The sequence below is a fragment of the Amycolatopsis ruanii genome, assembly GCF_003385175.1.
GTDB lineage: Bacteria > Actinomycetota > Actinomycetes > Mycobacteriales > Pseudonocardiaceae > Amycolatopsis_E > Amycolatopsis_E thermalba.
The window spans coordinates 82,923-99,202 of the sequence record NZ_PQHY01000021.1 but is presented as its reverse complement, the minus strand read 5'-3'; the positions used below and the strand labels follow the sequence as shown (position 1 = coordinate 99,202).

General features: G+C 71.4%; 13 protein-coding genes and 1 tRNA gene. 3 read left to right on the top strand and 11 right to left on the bottom strand.

Going from position 1 to position 16,280, the window contains the following annotated elements; translation table 11 throughout:
- The 8 genes from D0D28_RS14455 to D0D28_RS14420 all read right to left on the bottom strand — a co-directional run.
- Nucleotides 1-468 (bottom strand): transposase family protein (locus D0D28_RS14455; protein WP_162831068.1); only part of this gene is annotated, 468 nt, incomplete at its 3' end.
- Between the two features lie 174 nt (nucleotides 469-642).
- Entirely contained in the window at nucleotides 643-2,076 is a 1,434-nt protein-coding gene (locus tag D0D28_RS14450) for an MBOAT family O-acyltransferase (RefSeq protein ID WP_094005678.1), read from the bottom strand.
- Nucleotides 2,077-2,471: 395 nt separating this feature from the next.
- Nucleotides 2,472-3,428 (bottom strand): 23S rRNA (guanosine(2251)-2'-O)-methyltransferase RlmB, encoded by a 957-nt coding sequence (gene rlmB, locus D0D28_RS14445; RefSeq protein WP_094005679.1) that lies wholly within the window; start codon nucleotides 3,426-3,428, stop codon nucleotides 2,472-2,474.
- The gene (cysS, locus tag D0D28_RS14440) at nucleotides 3,429-4,820 is read right to left on the bottom strand and encodes a cysteine--tRNA ligase (RefSeq protein WP_116110913.1); all 1,392 of its coding nucleotides are present in this window, start codon (nucleotides 4,818-4,820) and stop codon (nucleotides 3,429-3,431) included.
- A 31-nt stretch (nucleotides 4,821-4,851) separates the two neighbouring features.
- Nucleotides 4,852-5,538 (bottom strand): HAD family hydrolase, encoded by a 687-nt coding sequence (locus D0D28_RS14435; RefSeq protein ID WP_116110912.1) that lies wholly within the window; start codon nucleotides 5,536-5,538, stop codon nucleotides 4,852-4,854.
- A 41-nt stretch (nucleotides 5,539-5,579) separates the two neighbouring features.
- Nucleotides 5,580-6,047 carry a 2-C-methyl-D-erythritol 2,4-cyclodiphosphate synthase gene (ispF, locus tag D0D28_RS14430; protein ID WP_116110911.1) on the bottom strand — a complete coding sequence of 156 codons (468 nt, stop codon included), beginning with the start codon at nucleotides 6,045-6,047 and terminating at the stop codon, nucleotides 5,580-5,582.
- The gene (locus D0D28_RS14425; protein WP_116110910.1) at nucleotides 6,044-6,679 is read right to left on the bottom strand and encodes an IspD/TarI family cytidylyltransferase; all 636 of its coding nucleotides are present in this window, start codon (nucleotides 6,677-6,679) and stop codon (nucleotides 6,044-6,046) included. Before D0D28_RS14425 ends, ispF begins: the two co-directional genes overlap by 4 nt.
- A gap of 99 nt (nucleotides 6,680-6,778) precedes the next feature.
- Entirely contained in the window at nucleotides 6,779-7,270 is a 492-nt protein-coding gene (locus D0D28_RS14420) for a CarD family transcriptional regulator (RefSeq protein WP_020417039.1), read from the bottom strand.
- Between the two features lie 325 nt (nucleotides 7,271-7,595).
- On the opposite strand from D0D28_RS14420, the gene D0D28_RS14415 reads away from it, so the two are divergent.
- Nucleotides 7,596-8,252, top strand: a complete 657-nt coding sequence (locus D0D28_RS14415; protein WP_240323206.1) for a copper chaperone PCu(A)C — start codon at nucleotides 7,596-7,598, stop codon at nucleotides 8,250-8,252.
- A 33-nt stretch (nucleotides 8,253-8,285) separates the two neighbouring features.
- On the top strand, nucleotides 8,286-9,644 hold the full coding sequence (gene radA / locus D0D28_RS14410; RefSeq protein WP_116110908.1) for a DNA repair protein RadA: 1,359 nt from the start codon (nucleotides 8,286-8,288) through the stop codon (nucleotides 9,642-9,644).
- A gap of 723 nt (nucleotides 9,645-10,367) precedes the next feature.
- On the opposite strand, the gene otsB is transcribed toward radA, so the two are convergent.
- The 3 genes from otsB to D0D28_RS14395 all read right to left on the bottom strand — a co-directional run bounded on the left by otsB (nucleotide 10,368) and on the right by D0D28_RS14395 (nucleotide 15,992).
- Nucleotides 10,368-12,899: a trehalose-phosphatase gene (gene otsB / locus D0D28_RS14405; protein WP_162831067.1), complete on the bottom strand. Its 2,532-nt coding sequence runs from the start codon at nucleotides 12,897-12,899 to the stop codon at nucleotides 10,368-10,370.
- Nucleotides 12,900-12,946: 47 nt separating this feature from the next.
- Nucleotides 12,947-14,389 (bottom strand): alpha,alpha-trehalose-phosphate synthase (UDP-forming), encoded by a 1,443-nt coding sequence (locus D0D28_RS14400; protein ID WP_017985373.1) that lies wholly within the window; start codon nucleotides 14,387-14,389, stop codon nucleotides 12,947-12,949.
- Between the two features lie 82 nt (nucleotides 14,390-14,471).
- Nucleotides 14,472-15,992: a threonine/serine ThrE exporter family protein gene (locus D0D28_RS14395; RefSeq protein ID WP_094005687.1), complete on the bottom strand. Its 1,521-nt coding sequence runs from the start codon at nucleotides 15,990-15,992 to the stop codon at nucleotides 14,472-14,474.
- A 152-nt stretch (nucleotides 15,993-16,144) separates the two neighbouring features.
- Here D0D28_RS14395 and D0D28_RS14390 point away from each other — a divergent pair.
- Nucleotides 16,145-16,220, top strand: a tRNA-Thr gene (locus tag D0D28_RS14390).
- Nucleotides 16,221-16,280 lie beyond the last annotated feature (60 nt).

The window sequence follows — 16,280 nt, the reverse complement described above, 5'->3', positions numbered from 1 at the left end:
GCGGCTGCCTGGTTGCGGGTCGCCGGTGGCGATCACCAGCCGGGTCTCGGGGTCGATCGCGACCTGCACGTTGGTGGAGTACCGGTAGTTCTTCGACGGCGTGGCCAGCCGGTGATCGCGGGTCGGGACGAGGGTGCCGTCCACGATCGCGACCGCATCGATCCGGCGTTTGCGGACCGGGGCCAGCGCCAGCAGCGGTCCGACCGTGTCGATCACCCGATGAGCCGCGGAATGCGACACGCCGAACAGCGGCCCGATCTGGCGCATCGTCAGGTTCGTCCGCCAGTAGGTCGCCACCAGCAGAACGCGGTCGGCCAGCGGCAACGCCCACTGTCGGCCTGGTCGGCCGTCCGCGATTCCGTCCCCGCCTCGCTTGGAGACCAGCCGCACGAGCGTGCGGAACTGGGCCGGCTCCAGCCCGGTGAACGGGCCAATCCACTCCGGCCGCGACGCTGTGATCACCCGCACCACAGCATCATGATCAACTACCGGATCAGCTAGCCCGGCACCGGGTTACGAGACATCCCTTAGCACCGGTGTTACTGGGCAACGTGGCGTTGCCCCGGAGAAGCAGCACTGGTCAAGCCGTGGCCGATTCGGCGTGCACGAGTACCGGAGCGCTCTCGAGCAAGTGCGCGCCAGTCAGAACTGGTAGTACAGGAACGGGCTGAACGTCCCGTTCGCCACCAGGATCGCCGCGTACAGTGCGCCCACCGTCATCACGCCGATGCGCAGCCCCACGGCGCCGCGGGTTCGGGCGGACTCCAGCAGCGGGCCGGTCACCGGGTGGGCCGGCAGCGCGAAGATCGCCAGCGCCGCGATCAGGATGACCACCCGCTGGTTCGTCAGCGCCGCCTCGACGACGTCCGTCAGGCCGTCGAAATCGGGGACCAGCATGTGGCCGATCATGGTGAACGCGTGCCCGATGTCGGCGGACTTGAAGAACACCCACCCGAACACCACGAGCACCAGCGTCAGGATCCGCCGTCCGACCCGCGCCGCCACCGCCGGCGGCGTCCGGTCCCAGCCGAACCGGCGCTCGATGATCAGCAGCAGCCCGTGGTAGCAGCCCCACACCACGAACGTCCAGTTCGCGCCGTGCCAGAAGCCCGTCAGCACGAACACGATGCACAGGTTCCGGTACGTCTTCGCCGCGCCGGCGCGGTTGCCGCCGAGCGGGATGTAGACGTAGTCGCGGAACCAGCGGCTCAGCGACATGTGCCAGCGCCGCCAGAACTCCGTCACCGTCACCGACGAGTACGGCCGCGCGAAGTTCTCCGGCAGCCGGAACCCGAGCATCCGGCCCAGCCCGATCGCCATGTCGGAGTAGCCGGAGAAGTCGAAGTACAGCTGCAGCGTGTACCCGACCGCGCCGAGCCACGCGATCGCGAACGTCATGTCCTCGGCGGAGGTCGCGAAGCACGCCTCGACCATCGGGCTCAGCGAGTCCGCGATGATCGCCTTCTTGCACAGACCGAGCGCGAACCGCGGGAAGCCGGCGGCGATGTCGTCCAGCCGGTGCGACCGCTGCTGCGGCAGCTGGTCCGCGATCTCCCGGTACCGCACGATCGGCCCGGCGACGAGCTGCGGGAACATCGCGATGTAGGTCACGAACGACACCGGGTTCCGCAGCGCCCGCCGTTCCCCGCGGTAGATGTCGACGACGTAGGAGATGTGGTGGAACGTGAAGAACGAGATGCCGATCGGCAACGCGAGCTGCGCCACCGGGAACGAACCGCCGAAGAGCTGGGTGAAGTAGTCGATCTGCTGCGTGGCGAACCCGGCGTACTTCCAGACCACCAGGATGCCGACGTCGAAGCAGATGACCGCGATCAGCAGCAAGCGTTTGCGGCTCGAGCGGGGTTCCCACGCGTTCGGTTCGAGGGCGGTGCCCGCCGCGAAGTTGACCACCATGCAGGCCAGCAGCAGGAGGGTGAACGCGCCCGCGCCGCTGGCGTAGAAGATCAGGCTGGCGACCGCGATGATGCCGTTCCGCCAGCTCCTCGGCAGCACCAGCACGGCGAGCAGCGTCGCCGGCAGGAAGTACCAGAGGAACAGCGGTGAAGCGAACGACATCGACCTGGGGTCCCCCTGTGCAACCGGATCAGCGCACTGACCTTAACCGACGAGGTTGGCCCGAAGGAGTGAAACTCACCGCTTCGCGAGGGGGCGTGTGAAGTTCCCCTCCGACGGCGAGGAGCGGCAGCCGGGGCCGTGCACACGGCGCGGCTGCGCCGGCAACGGCGCACCCTGAAACCACCGACGGTGGTGGGGATCGGTGGCCCTGCGACAGCTGCGGCGGCACCGCTCAGCGGTGCCGCCGCCAGCCTTGCGGCCGCCGCGGGGGCACTCCACGTGGCGGCCGCGATCGGGGACACCGCGGCCGGGGACGGGGCGTGCGTCAGGCGTGGCCCGTGACGCGGCGGCGCTTGACGACCGCCGCCAGCCTTGCGGCCCGCGGCGGGCACCGCTCAGACGCGGCCCGTCACGCGGCGGCGTCTTGCTACCTCTGCCAGCAGCACCGCGGCCGCGACGGAGGCGTTCAGCGACTCCACCCCGGCGGCCATCGGGATGGACACCGTCTCGTCGCAGGTTTCTCGTACCAGGCGGGACAGGCCGCGGCCCTCGGAGCCCACCACGACCACCAGCGGGTCCGTCGCCAGCGACAGGTCGTCGATGCCCACCGAGCCGTCGGCGTCCAGGCCCGCGATCATCAGCCCCTCCTCCGCCCACAGCTTCAGCTGCCGCGTCAGGTTGGTCGCGATCGCGATCGGCATCTTCGCCGCGGTGCCGGCACTCGTCCGCCACGCGACGGCCGTGATGCCCGCGCTGCGGCGCTGCGGCAGCAGCACCCCGTGCGCCCCGAACGCCGCCGCCGACCGCACCACCGCCCCCAGGTTCCGCGGGTCGGTCACACCATCGAGCGCCACCAGCAACGGCGGCTCACCCGAGTTCTTCGCGATCGCCAGCAGGTCGTCCGGGTGGCTGTACTCGAACGGCGGCACCTGCAGCCCGAGCCCCTGGTGCACCGCGCGGTTGGTCTTGCGGTCCAGCTCCTCGCGCGGGATCTCCAGGATCGAGATGCCCTTGTCCGCCGCCAGCCGCACCGCCTCGGTCACCCGGTCGTCGGCGTCGATGTTCAGCGCCACGAACAGCGTCGTGCCCGGCACGCCCGCCCGCAGTGCCTCGACCACCGGGTTGCGGCCCGCGATGATCTCCGGCCCTTCGCGACGGTCGCGGCTCTTCTCCGCCCGCGCCGCGGCCGCCGCCGCACGCTTCTGCGCCGGGTGCCCCGGACGCATCTCCGCCCGCGGCGTCGGGCCCTTGCCCTCGAGCCCACGGCGACGCTGACCGCCGGAGCCGACGACCGCGCCCTTCTTGGTGCCGGACTTGCGAACCGCACCCCGGCGCTTGGAATTGCCTGCCATTTAAGCTTCTTTCACGGTCCACACCGGACCATCGGGAGTATCTTCGACCGTGATCCCCGCCTGGAGCAGGCGGTCGCGCACGGCGTCGGCCCGGGCGAAGTCACGCGTGGCGCGCGCCTCCTGGCGCTCCACGAGCATCGCCTCGACCAACTCGGCCAGTGCGGCCCTCGCCGGCGTCTCCGCCGCCGAGCTCTCCGCCCATTCCGGTGCCAGCGGGTCCAGCCCGAGCACACCCATCATCGCGCGCACCGAGCCGGCGGCCGCGCGCGCCTTGGCGTCATCGCCCGAGTCCAGCGCCGCGTTACCCTCGCGCACCAGGTTGTGCACGGCCGCGACCGCCGCGGGCGTGGACAGATCGTCGTCCATCGCGGTGACGAACTCGGGCGCCAGCTCACCCGGCTCGACCGGCCCCGTCCGCTGCGCCGCGCGGCGCAGGAACCCTTCGATCCGCCGGTAGCCCTGCGCGGCCTCGGACAGCGCGCCGTCGGAGTACTCGATCGTCGACCGGTAGTGCGGCTGCACCAGGTAGTACCGCAGCTCGGCGGCCCGGTAGTTCTGCAGCATCGCCTCGATCGAGACCACGTTGCCCAGCGACTTCGACATCTTCTCGCCGGACAGCGTCACCCACGCGTTGTGCAGCCAGAACCGCGCGAACGGGTCACCGGCCGCCTGCGACTGGGCGCGCTCGTTCTCGTGGTGCGGGAACACCAGGTCGACGCCGCCGCCGTGGATGTCGAACTCGGACCCGAGGTAGGTGGTCGCCATCGCCGAGCACTCCAGGTGCCAGCCCGGCCGCCCGTCGCCCCACGGCGTCGGCCACGACGGCTCACCCGGCTTCGCGCTCTTCCACAGCGTGAAGTCCCGCGGGTCGCGCTTGCCCTCGGCCAGCGTCTCGCCCTGTTGCACCTCGTCCAGCTTCTGCCGGGACAGCGCGCCGTACTCGGGGAACGTGGACACGGCGAAGTACACGTCGCCACCGGCCGCGTAGGCGTGCCCGGCGTCGATGAGGCGCTGCATCAGCTCCACCATCTGCGTGACGTGCCCGGTGGCGCGCGGTGCGATGGACGGCGGCAGGCAGCCCAGGACCGTGTAGGCCTCCTCGAACGCCCGTTCGTGCGTCGCGGCCCACTCCCACCACGGCCGTCCGGCGTCGGCGGCCTTGGTGAGGATCTTGTCGTCGATGTCCGTGACGTTGCGCACGAACAGCACGTCCAGTCCACTGTGGATCAGCCAGCGGCGCAGGACGTCGTAGTTCAGGGCGCCGCGGACGTGCCCGATGTGCGGGATGCCCTGCACGGTCGCCCCACACACGTACATGGACGCCGTTCCGCTACGGGCGGGGTGGAACTCCCGCACGCTCCTGGTCGCGGTGTCGTATAGGTGTAGGGCCACCCTGAAATGGTACGGGTCACCTCGGCGTCGCTCAGAGCACCCCGTGCGTGCGCAGGGCCGTGAGCAGGCCGTCCGGGCGCTCGGCGGTCGGCAGCGGGTCCACGAGGGCGAACGCGCAGCCGAGCACCTTCGCCCCGCCGTCGGCCTCCTCGCTGTCGCCGACCATCAGCGTGTGCTCCGGCGCGACCCCGAGCCGGTCGACGAGCAGCCGGAAGATCTCGGGCTGCGGCTTGATGAACCCCTCCTCGAAGGAGAGGACGAACTCGTCGACGAAGTCCTCGTAGCCGCGCATGGCGAACGCGGGCCGGATGTCGAAGGCGATGTTGCTCAGCACGCCGACCTTGACGCCCTTGGCCGCGGTGTCCTTCAGCGCCGCCTCGGTGTCCGGGTACGGCGTCCACTCCGCGGGATCGATCAGGCGGTTGTACAGCGCCTCCGCCTGGTCGGCCTTCCCGACGCCGGACTTGCGCAGCACCTCGAGGTAGATCTTGCGGTGCAGGGCAGGGTCGAGGTCCCGGTTCTCCCACGCGTACTGGTACTCCTCGGACAGCTCGACGACCTGCCCGGTCGGGGCGGTCATGCGGCGCATCAGCTCGGTCTGCGCCTCGACGTCGAGCGGGGCGCCGTCGGGGGTGGTGAGGTCGGAGAGCCAGCTGGAGTTCTGCTCGAGCCGGAAGAGGGTGCCGGAGAAGTCGAACATCACCGCCTGAATCGTCACAGACCACAGGCTACCGGCGCGGGCGCCCCGATCCGTGTGACTTAGTCGGCCGGCAGCAGCAGCCCGGTGGCGACCGCCGCGATGCCCTCGCCGCGGCCGGTCAGCCCGAGCCCGTCGGTGGTGGTGCCGCTGACACTGACCGCGCCGCCCGCGGCCTTGCTCAGCACCTCCTGGGCCTCCTCGCGGCGGGTGCCGATGCGCGGCGCGTTGCCGATGACCTGCACCGACGCGTTGCCCAGCCGCCAGCCCCTGGCCTCGACCAGCCGCCGCGCCTCGGCCACGAACTCGGCGCCGTGCACGCCCGCCCAGCGCGGGTCGCTGGTGCCGAACACCGCGCCCAGATCGCCGAGCCCGGCCGCGGACAGCATCGCGTCACACAGCGCGTGGGCGGCCACGTCGCCGTCGGAGTGCCCGGCGCAGCCGTCGACGCCGTCCCAGCGCAGCCCGGCGATCCAGCACTCGCGGCCCGCTTCGATCGGATGGACGTCGACCCCGGTCCCGACCCTCAACCCTGCTCCTCGAGTAGTGCTTCCGCGACGGCCACGTCGAAGGCCGTGGTGAGCCGGAGCGCGGTGGGGTGCCCGGCCACCGTCCGCACGCTACCGGGCAGGTCCGACAGCGGGTCCGCGCCGCGCGCGCAGAGCTTGCCGAGCACGTCGGGCCGGTAGCCGACGGGGGTCTGCACGACGCGCAGCCGGTCCCGGTCCGAGGTGCCGTCGACGAGGTCACCGGAGACGTGTTTGACGGTGTCGGTGACGGGTAGGACCGGGATGATCGCCTCTGCCCCGGCGAACACGGCCTCGGCCACCGCGCGGACGGTGGCGGGCGGCACGAACGGACGCGCGACGTCGTGCACCAGGACGACGTCGGAATCCCCGGCGGCCTCGAGAGCCGCCCGGACGGTTTCGGCGCGATCAGGACCACAGACCAGTACCCGGCACCGGGAACCGGCGCCGGGTACGGCCCGTATGATCACTTCACATTCCCCGAGCACGGGTTCGGGGACCGCCACGACCAGGCGGTCCGCACATCCGGACTCCAGCAGGCCGCGCACGGCGTGCCGCAACACCGGCGCACCGCGCACGAGGGCGCACGGATCCGGCCCCTCGGGGTCGGCGATGAGGACTGTCGCGACCTTCATCGCCGGGGTCTCACTTCGCGGGACGAGCTGTGTCTCATCAGGCACACGTAACGGATGAGCACGCTTGCCTGCTCATCTCGCGAGGTCAGCCTGTGCGTTCTAGACGGCCGCTGTTTCCAGGACCTCGTCGAGCAGCGTCTCCGCCTTGCCCTCGTCGGTGCCCTCGGCCAGGGCCAGCTCGCTGACCAGTATCTGCCGGGCCTTGGCCAGCATCCGCTTCTCGCCGGCGGACAGGCCGCGGTCCTTCTCGCGCCGCCAGAGGTCGCGCACCACTTCGGCCACCTTGTTCACATCGCCCGAGGCGAGCTTCTCCAGGTTGGCCTTGTACCGACGAGACCAGTTCGTGGGCTCCTCGGTGTGCGGCGCTCGCAGCACGTCGAAGACCCGGTTCAGGCCATCCTGGCCCACGACGTCCCGCACACCGACGATCTCGGCGTTGTCAGCGGGCACGCGAACCGTGAGGTCCCCTTGCGCGACTTTGAGGACGAGGTACTGCTTCTCCTCGCCCTTGATCACGCGGGTCTCGATCGCTTCGATGAGTGCGGCACCGTGGTGCGGGTAGACGACGGTCTCTCCGACCTTGAAAACCATGTGTCCTCTGCCCCTTTCGCTGGGTCCATCTTAGCACGCGGCGAGGGGGGTCACCTAGCGGGCCGAGATCGTCGTCGCAGGTCAGGGGCCATCCGGGGGGTTGACAAACCGATAAAGTGCATGCTCATGCAGGTGGTGGGGAACCCTGTCGACATTGCCGAATTGATCCACTGTGGACGGTTTATGGTCCCCTCCGCGCGCCCTCGGTGGCGAGCATTCCGGCCATGGCCAGGTCCCTCCCGCCAGCCCACCACCACCCTCAACGGAGCCGCTTCGCGGCGCAGATAGGATCGGGCCGGTATAGCTTCTAGGAGGGACTGAGACCGTGAGGCTGCAGAAACGTCGTGTGGTCGGCGCGAGCGTGGTCGCCGTGGGTGCCGCCCTGGCTCTCGCCGGGTGCGGGGCCGGGCAGATCACCCAGACCAACACCATGCTGCCCGCGGTCAACGGCGCCATGGCGCAGGCGGGCAAGCTCGTCCTGCGCGACGCCGGCCTGGTCAACCGCAACGACTGCCAGCAGGCGTACGCGAGCGGGTCGAGCGCCCCGCTGACGCTGGTGATCGCCAACGACGGCACCGCCGACGACGAGCTGGTCAGCGTGAGCAGCGCGAACGCCGCGAGCGCCACCATCGAGGGCCAGAAGGCCGTCGTGGCGGGCAGCAAGCTGCTGGTCGGCCCGGCCACCGAGGGCGAGTCCGTGCAGCAGCCCAGCTCCGCCTCGCCGACTTCGCCGACGTCGGGTTCGCCCACGTCGCCGGCCTCGGCCTCGCCGTCGGCGGGCCCCACCGGCCAGCCGACCCGCGTCGGTCACGCCGAGATCGTGCTGCAGGGCATCAAGCAGGTCGTGTGGCCCGGGCAGACCGTCCCGGTGACCTTCACCTTCCGCGACGCCGGCCCGGTGACCGTGCAGCTGCCGATCCACGCGCCCACGGTCGAGCTGAGCTGCCAGCCCAGCGCCTCGCACGAGGCCGGCGGTCACTAGAACTGTCGGTGGTGCCCGCTAGCGTGACCGACCATGGTCAAGAAGGGCACGAGCTACCGCTGCGGTGAGTGCGGGTACGAGGCCGCCAAGTGGGTCGGCCGCTGCCCGGAATGCCAGGCCTGGGGCACGATCGAGGAGCGCGGGGACGCGCGCCCGGCCATCGCCCGCGTGGCCGCCGGTGCGCCCAGTGCCCCGGCCCGGCCGATCGGCCAGGTCGACATCGAGGCCGCCCGCGCCCGCACCACGGGTGTGGGTGAGCTGGATCGCGTGCTCGGTGGTGGGCTCGTGCCGGGGGCGGTCGTGCTGCTGGCGGGTGAACCCGGTGTCGGCAAGTCGACCCTGCTGCTCGAGGTGGCCTACCAGTGGGCCCGCGGCGGGTCCGGTCCCGCGCTGTACGTCACCGGTGAGGAGTCCGCGGGGCAGGTCCGACTGCGGGCCGAGCGGACGAAGAACCTGCACGAGCGCGTGTTCCTGGCCGCGGAAAGCGATCTCTCGGCCATCCTCGGGCACGTCGACGCCGTCAAACCGGGTGTGCTGATCGTCGACTCGGTGCAGACGATGGCCTCGCCGCAGGTGGAGGGCGCGCCGGGCGGTGTGACGCAGGTCCGTGCGGTCACCGCCGGTCTGGTGGCGCTGGCGAAGGAGCGCGGGCTGCCGGTCGTGCTCGTGGGGCACGTCACGAAGGACGGCTCGGTGGCCGGGCCGCGCGTGCTGGAGCACCTGGTCGACGTGGTGCTGCACTTCGAGGGCGACCGGCATTCGACGCTGCGGATGGTGCGCGGGGTGAAGAACCGGTTCGGGCCCGCGGACGAGATCGGCTGCTTCGAGCTGCGTGAGGACGGCATCGCCGGGGTGCCGGACCCGTCGGGGCTGTTCCTGAACCGGCGGGAGGACGCGGTGCCGGGCACCGCGGTGACGGTCACGGTCGAGGGCAAGCGGCCGCTGCTGTGCGAGGTGCAGGCGCTCGTGTCGAGTGCGGGGGCGCCGCAGCCCAGGCGGGCCGTGAGCGGGCTGGACTCGGCGCGGGTGGCGATGATCCTCGCCGTGCTGGAGAAGCGCGGCGGGATCCGGCTGGGCGACCGGGACGTCTACTCGGCGACGGTCGGCGGCATGAAGGTGACCGAGCCGGCGGTGGACCTCGCGGTGATCCTGGCGTTGTGGTCCTCGGTGCGTGATGTGGCGCTGTCGCCGCGGCTGGTGGTCGTCGGCGAGGTCGGGCTGGCGGGGGAGATCCGGCGGGTCTCCGGAGCCGGCCGCCGGCTGGCCGAGGTCGGGCGGCTGGGGTTCACGCACGCCCTGGTGCCGCCCGACCCGGGGAAGCTGCCGGACGGCATCCGCGTGCTGGAGGTGGACTCGGTAGCGGCGGCCCTCCACGCGGCGAACCACGCCTGAGGCGGGAGCCGGGCGGCGGCGACGGGGCGGCGGCGCCGGAATCGCGCGTGGCTCGGTCGCAGTGAGGCTGCTGTAGCGGCGGCCATGCATGCGGTGAACCGTGCCTGAGGCGGGAGCCTGGCGGCGGCCCCGGAATCGCCCGTGTCCCGGCCGTGGTCAGGCTGCTGGCGACCGCCGTGCGAGCAATCCGCTCGTCGCTCACGCCGCGGGGCCGTGCCAAGGCGGTGCGGCTCTCGATGGCCAGCACTCCTCGCAACAATGGCGACCGGAAGGCGCTGCAGACCTGCTTGGGACCGCGGGAGCAGGCCACCACCGGCACCGCATACACCAGCCGGCCGGCTTGAAGCCCTGTTCCGCGGCAGCTGCGACCGCACCATCCGCCAGGTCGAATCGGTGGCGGTGGCCCAGTGCGCCTGGGGCGGGAATCGGAGCGGCGGTGCCGGGGCCGCCCGTGTCCCGTCGCACTCAGGCTGCGGTGGTGGTGGCCCGGCGCGCGGTGGACCGCGCCTGGGGTGGGGACCGGGGCGGCGGCGCCGGGATCGTGCGTGGCTCGGTCGCAGTCAGGCTGCTGGCGACCGCCGTGCGAGCAATCCGCTCGTCGCACCCGGCGCGGGGCCGTGCCAGGGCGGCGGGATGAATCATCCAGTCCGAGCCTGTCCGGCTCCGCCTGGCAAGAGAGAAGGCCCCCTCCGGCAGCCGGAGGGGGCCTTCGTCCAACCGTGCTTACGCGCCCGACAGCAGCTTCGCGCAGCGGATCAGGCCCAGGTGCGAGTACGCCTGCGGGTGGTTGCCCAGCGAGCGCTCCGCCACCGGGTCGTACTGCTCCGGCAGCAGCCCCGTCGGGCCGGCCGCGTCGACCAGCTGCTCGAACAGCTCCTCCGCCTCGGTGCGGCGGCCGGTCAGCAGGTACGCCTCGATCAGCCACGCGGCGCACAGGTGGAACCCGCCCTCGCCGCCGGGCAGGCCGTCGTCGCGGCGGTAGCGGTACACCGTGGAACCGCTGCGCAGCTCGGCCTCGATCGCGGTCACCGTGTGCTGGAACCGCTCGTCGGAGGGGTCGATCAGCCCGGCCAGCCCGACGAACAGCGAAGCCGCGTCCAGGTCCGTCCCGTCGTAGGCCGTGGTGAACGCCTGCACCTCGTCGTTCCAGCCGTGGGTCAGCACGTCGTTCGCGATCTCCTCGCGCAGGTCGTGCCACCCGGCCGGGATCTCACGCCCGTACACCTCGCCGAGCTTGATGGCCCGGTCCACCGTCACCCAGCACATGACCCGCGAGTACACCCGGTGCCGCGGCACGTGCCGCTCTTCCCAGATGCCGTGGTCCGGCTCCGACCAGCGCCGCGTCACGGCCTCGGCCATCGCGCGCACCAGCTGCCAGTCCTCGTCCCGCAGCTCGCCACGCACCTGCGCCAGCTCGGCCACCAGCTCGACGACCGGTCCGAACACGTCCAGCTGCACCTGGTGGTTCGCCAGGTTGCCGACGCGCACCGGGCGCGAACCCGCGTACCCGGGCAGCGAGTCGATCACGGCCTCGGCGCCCAGCTGGGTGCCGTTGATCGTGTACAGCGGGTGCAGCCGCTCCGGGCCGGCCAGCGTCGCCAGCACGCCGTGCAGCCACCGCAGGTAGCCCTCGGCCTCGGCCATCGAGCCCAGCCCGACCAGCTCCCGCACGGTGAACGCGGCGTCCCGGATCCAGCAGTAGCGGTAGTCCCAGTTCCGCACGCCGCCGATCTCCTCCGGCAGCGACGTCGTGGCGGCCGCCAGCACCGCGCCGGTGTCGGCGTTGCACAGCCCGCGCAGCGTCAGCGCCGAACGCGCGACCAGCTCCGACTCCACGTTCGGCAGCTTCAGCGTGGTCGCCCAGTCGCTCCAGTACGCCCCGGCGCGCGCCCGCCGCTCCACTTCGGACAACTCGTGCGCGGACAGATCCGTGGTGCCGCAACGCAGTTCGAGCACGACCGGCTCGTCCTGGGTGGGCTGGACCAGTGCCGTGGCGGTGTCGTGCAGGCCGTCGGAGGTGATCTCCCACGCCACGCCCGGCGAGCGGAGCACGAACGGCTCCGACGTGCCCAGCACGCGCAGGCCCTCGGCGTCCGGCACCAGTCGCACCGGCACGCCGCCGAACTCCGGCCGCGGCGCGAACACCACGGACGCCGCGGCCGTCCCGGAGATCACGCGCACCAGGTCGGTGCGGTGCGGCGGGCCCTCCGGCTCCAGGTAGTCCGTCACCAGCAGCCGCGACCAGCGGGTCTCGACCGTCATCGTGTTCGGCAGGTACCGCTGGCCCAGCGGCAGGCCGTTGTGGTGCGGCTTGATCGAGAAGTGGCCGGCGCTGGCGCCGCCGAGCAGGTCGGCGAACACCGCGGGCGCGTCCGGGCCGGGGTGGCACATCCAGGTCAGCCGGGCGTCCGGGGTCACCAGGGCGACCGCGCGCTCGTTGGACAGCATCGACAGCCGCTCGATCGGCGGCGCCTGCTCGCCGTAGAGCCAGTTGCGGCGCTCCTCCAGCATGAACGCGAGAACCGTGGCGACGTCGTCGGTGCTGGCCACCCGGTAGCCCGCCAGCGTCTCACCGTCGCCGACCTTGACGCCCACGTCGGGACCGGACAGCCGCGCGAACGCCTTCTCGTCGGTCACGTCGTCACCGAGGAAGATCGCCGCGGTGGCGCCGACCTGGTGGCGCAGGGTGTCCAGCGCGCGGCCCTTGTCGGTCTGCACGACGGCCAGTTCGACGACCTCCTTGCCGTCGGTGGTCGTCACACCCTCCCACGTGCACGGTCCACTGTGGACCTCGTCGAGGACGCGGCGGGCGGCTTCGCGGTCGGCGCGGCGGACGTGCACGGCGATGCTGGCCGGCTTGACCTCCAGCGACACGCCCGGCACGCCACCGGCGATGCGCTCCAGCTCCTGCTCGACCCGCCGGTGCAGGTCACGGGCCTGCGCGTCGAGCTCGTGCACGAAGCCGATGTCGAATTCGGAACCGTGGCTGCCGACCAGGTGCACCTCGTGCGGCAGTCGCGACAGGATGGCGAGGTCGCGCAGCGCGCGGCCGGAGATGACCGCGGTGGTCGTCTCGTGCAGCCCGGCCAGCGAGCGCAGCGCGCCCACCGACTCGGGCAGCGGGCGCGCCTCGTCCGGGTTGGTCACGATCGGAGCCAAGGTCCCGTCGTAGTCGCAAGCGACCAGCAAACGCGGCGTGCGAGCGATCTGCACGATCGCACGGCGCAGCTCAGCGGGCAGGGACTCGGCGGTCACCACTCCTCCTTAAGGAGCTCAGAAGCGTATTGCTGCAGGTGGGACACTCAGGCGGCCGGTTCGGACCCGAGTGCCTCGAGGAACGACCGTGCCCACCTGTCGACGTCGTGGGTGAGGACCTGACGCCGCAACGCGCGCATCCGGCGTCTGCCCTCGGCAGGGTCGAGCGTAATGGCCGCCTCCAACGCGTTCTTCACCCCGTCAAGATCGTGTGGATTGACGAGAAACGCGCTGGTCAGCTCGGCGGCGGCACCAGCGAACTCGGACAGCACGAGCGAGCCGCCGAGGTCGTGGCGGCACGCGACGTACTCCTTGCAGACGAGATTCATCCCATCGCGTAGTGGGGTGACGACCATGACGTCGGCCGCACTGTAGAACGCGGCCAGTTCCTTGCGGTCCACCGACTGGTGCAGGTAGTGCACCACCGGATGACCGACGCGGGCGAACTCACCGTTGATCCGGCCCACCATCTGCTCGATCTCGGTGCGCATCCGCTGGTAGTGCTCGACGCGTTCCCGGCTCGGGGTCGCCAGCTGGACGAAGGTGACGTCCTCGGGCTGGACACGGCCCTCCTGGAGCAGTTCGTGCAGTGCCTGCAGGCGCAGGTCGATGCCCTTGGTGTAGTCCAGGCGGTCGACCCCGAGCAGGACGGTCTTCGGATTGCCCAGGTCACGGCGGATCTGGGCGGCCCGCTCCGCGACCTCCTTGGTACGGGCGAGCGTGTCCAGGCCGGCGGCGTCGATCGAGATCGGGAACGCCCCGACCCGGACCGTGCGGTTGCCGACCTGCATCATGCCCGGCCGGGACCGCACGCCGACCGCGCCGCGGCTCGGTTCGAGGCCGAGCAGCGTGCGGGCCAGCCACAGGAAGTTCTGCGCGCCACCCGGCCGGTGGAAGCCGACCAGGTCGGCGCCGATCAGGCCGCGCACGATCTCCGCGCGCCACGGGAGCTGCATGAACAACTCGACCGGCGGGAACGGGATGTGCAGGAAGAAGCCGATGCGCAGGTCGGGGCGCAGCTCGCGGAGCATGCTCGGCACCAGCTGCAGCTGGTAGTCCTGCACCCACACCGTGGCGCCCTCGGCGGAGACCTGCGCGCTGGCCTCGGCGAAGCGGCGGTTGACCTGGACGTAGCTCTCCCACCAGCCGCGGTCGAACACCGGCGGCGCGACGACGTCGTGGTAGAGCGGCCACAGCGTGGCGTTGGAGAAGCCCTCGTAGTAGTCGCGGACCTCTTCGGTGGACAGCGAAACGGGGTAGAGGACCATGCCCTCGTCACTGAACGGGTCGACGTCCACACCGGGCACGCCCGGCCAGCCGACCCAGGCGCCCTTGCGCGAACGCAGGAACGGCTCCAGCGCCGACACCAAGCCACCCGGGCTCGCGGTCCAGCGCTGGTTGCCATCGGCCGTCCGTTCGAGGTCGACGGGCAGCCGGTTGGCGACCACGACGAAATCCGCCGAAGCCGTGCCGATCCCTGGTTCGCTCACGTGGCCATGCTCCCTTGTCGTCCCCTCGAACACTATCTCGCGACGGCGAGCCAAGATCCACCGCGCGGTGGCTCATGGACGGCTACTCCAGTCGGCGCTCGGTCGTCCGCAGCGGACCCGCCATCCGGGGGCCCGCGAGCTTCCGTTCGAGGCGGCCGAGACCGGTGCGGACCGGCTGCGCGAGGTACTCGCCGAGTACCACGCCGGCGGCCAGCGCAAGCCCGATCGCCGCGGCTTTGATCAGCGTGGAGAGGTTGCCGTTGCTCTGGGTGGCCAGTTCATAAAGGCCACGGTACGTGGACAGACCCGGCAACAGGGGGGTGATTCCCGACACCGCCACGACCAGCGGCGTCACCTTCAGACGGCGGGCCAGCACGCCACCCGAGAAGCCGATCACGACCGCCGCGACGGCCGAGGAGGTGATGACGTCGAACTGGCCCACGATCACCAGCGCGCCGTACACGCCCGCGCCGATCGCGCCCGCCGCGGCGGCGACGAGCATCGAGCGCAGCGTCGAGTAGCTGGCGATCGCGAAGCAGGCCGCCGCGGCCGCGCCCGCGGGCACGATGACCAGCAGGCTGTTCGCGGTCTGGGCGGGCAGCACCGGTTCGGCCGGGGTGAAGCCGAGCGCCTTGGCGATGTTCAGCGCGAGCGCGACACCGGTGATCAGGCCGGCGGACATCAGGACGGTTTCCATCGTGCGGCCCGCGGCGGTCACGTTGTAACCGGTGATGGCGTCCTGCACCGCGGACACCGTGGACAGACCGGACAGCAACACGGTGATCGCCGCGGCGGCGACCAGCGTGGAGAACCTCGACGGCACGAGATCGGTGTTCACGGCGACCGTGGCCAGCCCGGTCGCGACCAGCCCGCCGACGGCCTGCTGGAAGAAGAACGGCAGCGCGACGCGGTTGAGGAGGCGGCCGAGCCGGTCGATGAGGGCCGAGATGATCAGCGCGCCGACCGCGACGTCGAGGGTGCCGCTGAGCAGCAGGGTGATGAAGAAGGCCATGCCGCCCCAGGCCAGCGTGGCGAACCAGCGCGGGTACGGGTGCGGGGCGGTGGTGATCTTGTGCAGCTCGGTGTAGGCCTCTTCCGCGCTGAGGTGGCCGCGCAGGATCTGCTGGACCAGCATCTCCGTCTGGGACAGGCGGGTGTAGTCCAGGCTGCGCGAGCGGACCACGCGCAGGGCCGTGATCGGGTTCGCGTCGGTGCCGCGGTGGCAGGTGACGGTGATGGACGTGAAGATGACGTCCACCTCGCAATGCGGGAGACCGAAGGCGGAGGTGAGGGACAGGATGGTCGCGGTCACGTCGGACGCGCCGGCGCCGCTGGCCATCTGCACCTCGCCGACGCGCAGGACCAGGTCGAGGACGAAGTTGACCGTCGCCTCGTCCGGCAGGGCGGGACCGAGTTCGGTGGTCGCGTCCGGCGCCGGCTGCTCTCCGGTGGGCGCTTCCAGGATGTGCCAGGCCCGGCGCCGAGGCTCGGTCGCCCGGCGCCGCCGGTTCGCCTTTTCGACGCCGGGGTCCTCCGGCGCTTCGAGGATGTGCCAGCCGCGCCTGCGGGTCACCGGGCCCCGGACGCGCTGGGTGCTGTTCATACGGCCGTCACCTCCTTGATTTGGCCTCCCGGCAGGCCCATCGCCTGGATCAAGCCGGTCGTTGCAAAGGGGCAACCGTGGCGTGCACCACTCCGCCGATCATCCACGAAACCGGAGGGCCCGGCAGCGGTTGCTAGGATGACCCCGATCAGGCCGACTTAGCTCAGCTGGTAGAGCAGCTGTCTTGTAAACAGCAGGTCAGGGGTTCGAGCCCCCTAGTCGGCTCCACGAAGTTCACGTGCCGACGTGCAGTGATGCGTTCCACACCCTCGACGCGGACGATCGCCG

Excerpts from the sequence above, each read along its gene's own strand:
- rlmB (WP_094005679.1), bottom strand. The coding sequence starts at position 3,428 with ATGGCAGGCAATTCCAAGCGCCGGGGTGCGGTTCGCAAGTCCGGCACC.
- radA (WP_116110908.1), top strand. The coding sequence starts at position 8,286 with ATGGTCAAGAAGGGCACGAGCTACCGCTGCGGTGAGTGCGGGTACGAG.
- D0D28_RS14395 (WP_094005687.1), bottom strand. The coding sequence starts at position 15,992 with ATGAACAGCACCCAGCGCGTCCGGGGCCCGGTGACCCGCAGGCGCGGC.
- D0D28_RS14450 (WP_094005678.1), bottom strand. The coding sequence starts at position 2,076 with ATGTCGTTCGCTTCACCGCTGTTCCTCTGGTACTTCCTGCCGGCGACG.
- D0D28_RS14425 (WP_116110910.1), bottom strand. The coding sequence starts at position 6,679 with ATGAAGGTCGCGACAGTCCTCATCGCCGACCCCGAGGGGCCGGATCCG.
- D0D28_RS14420 (WP_020417039.1), bottom strand. The coding sequence starts at position 7,270 with ATGGTTTTCAAGGTCGGAGAGACCGTCGTCTACCCGCACCACGGTGCC.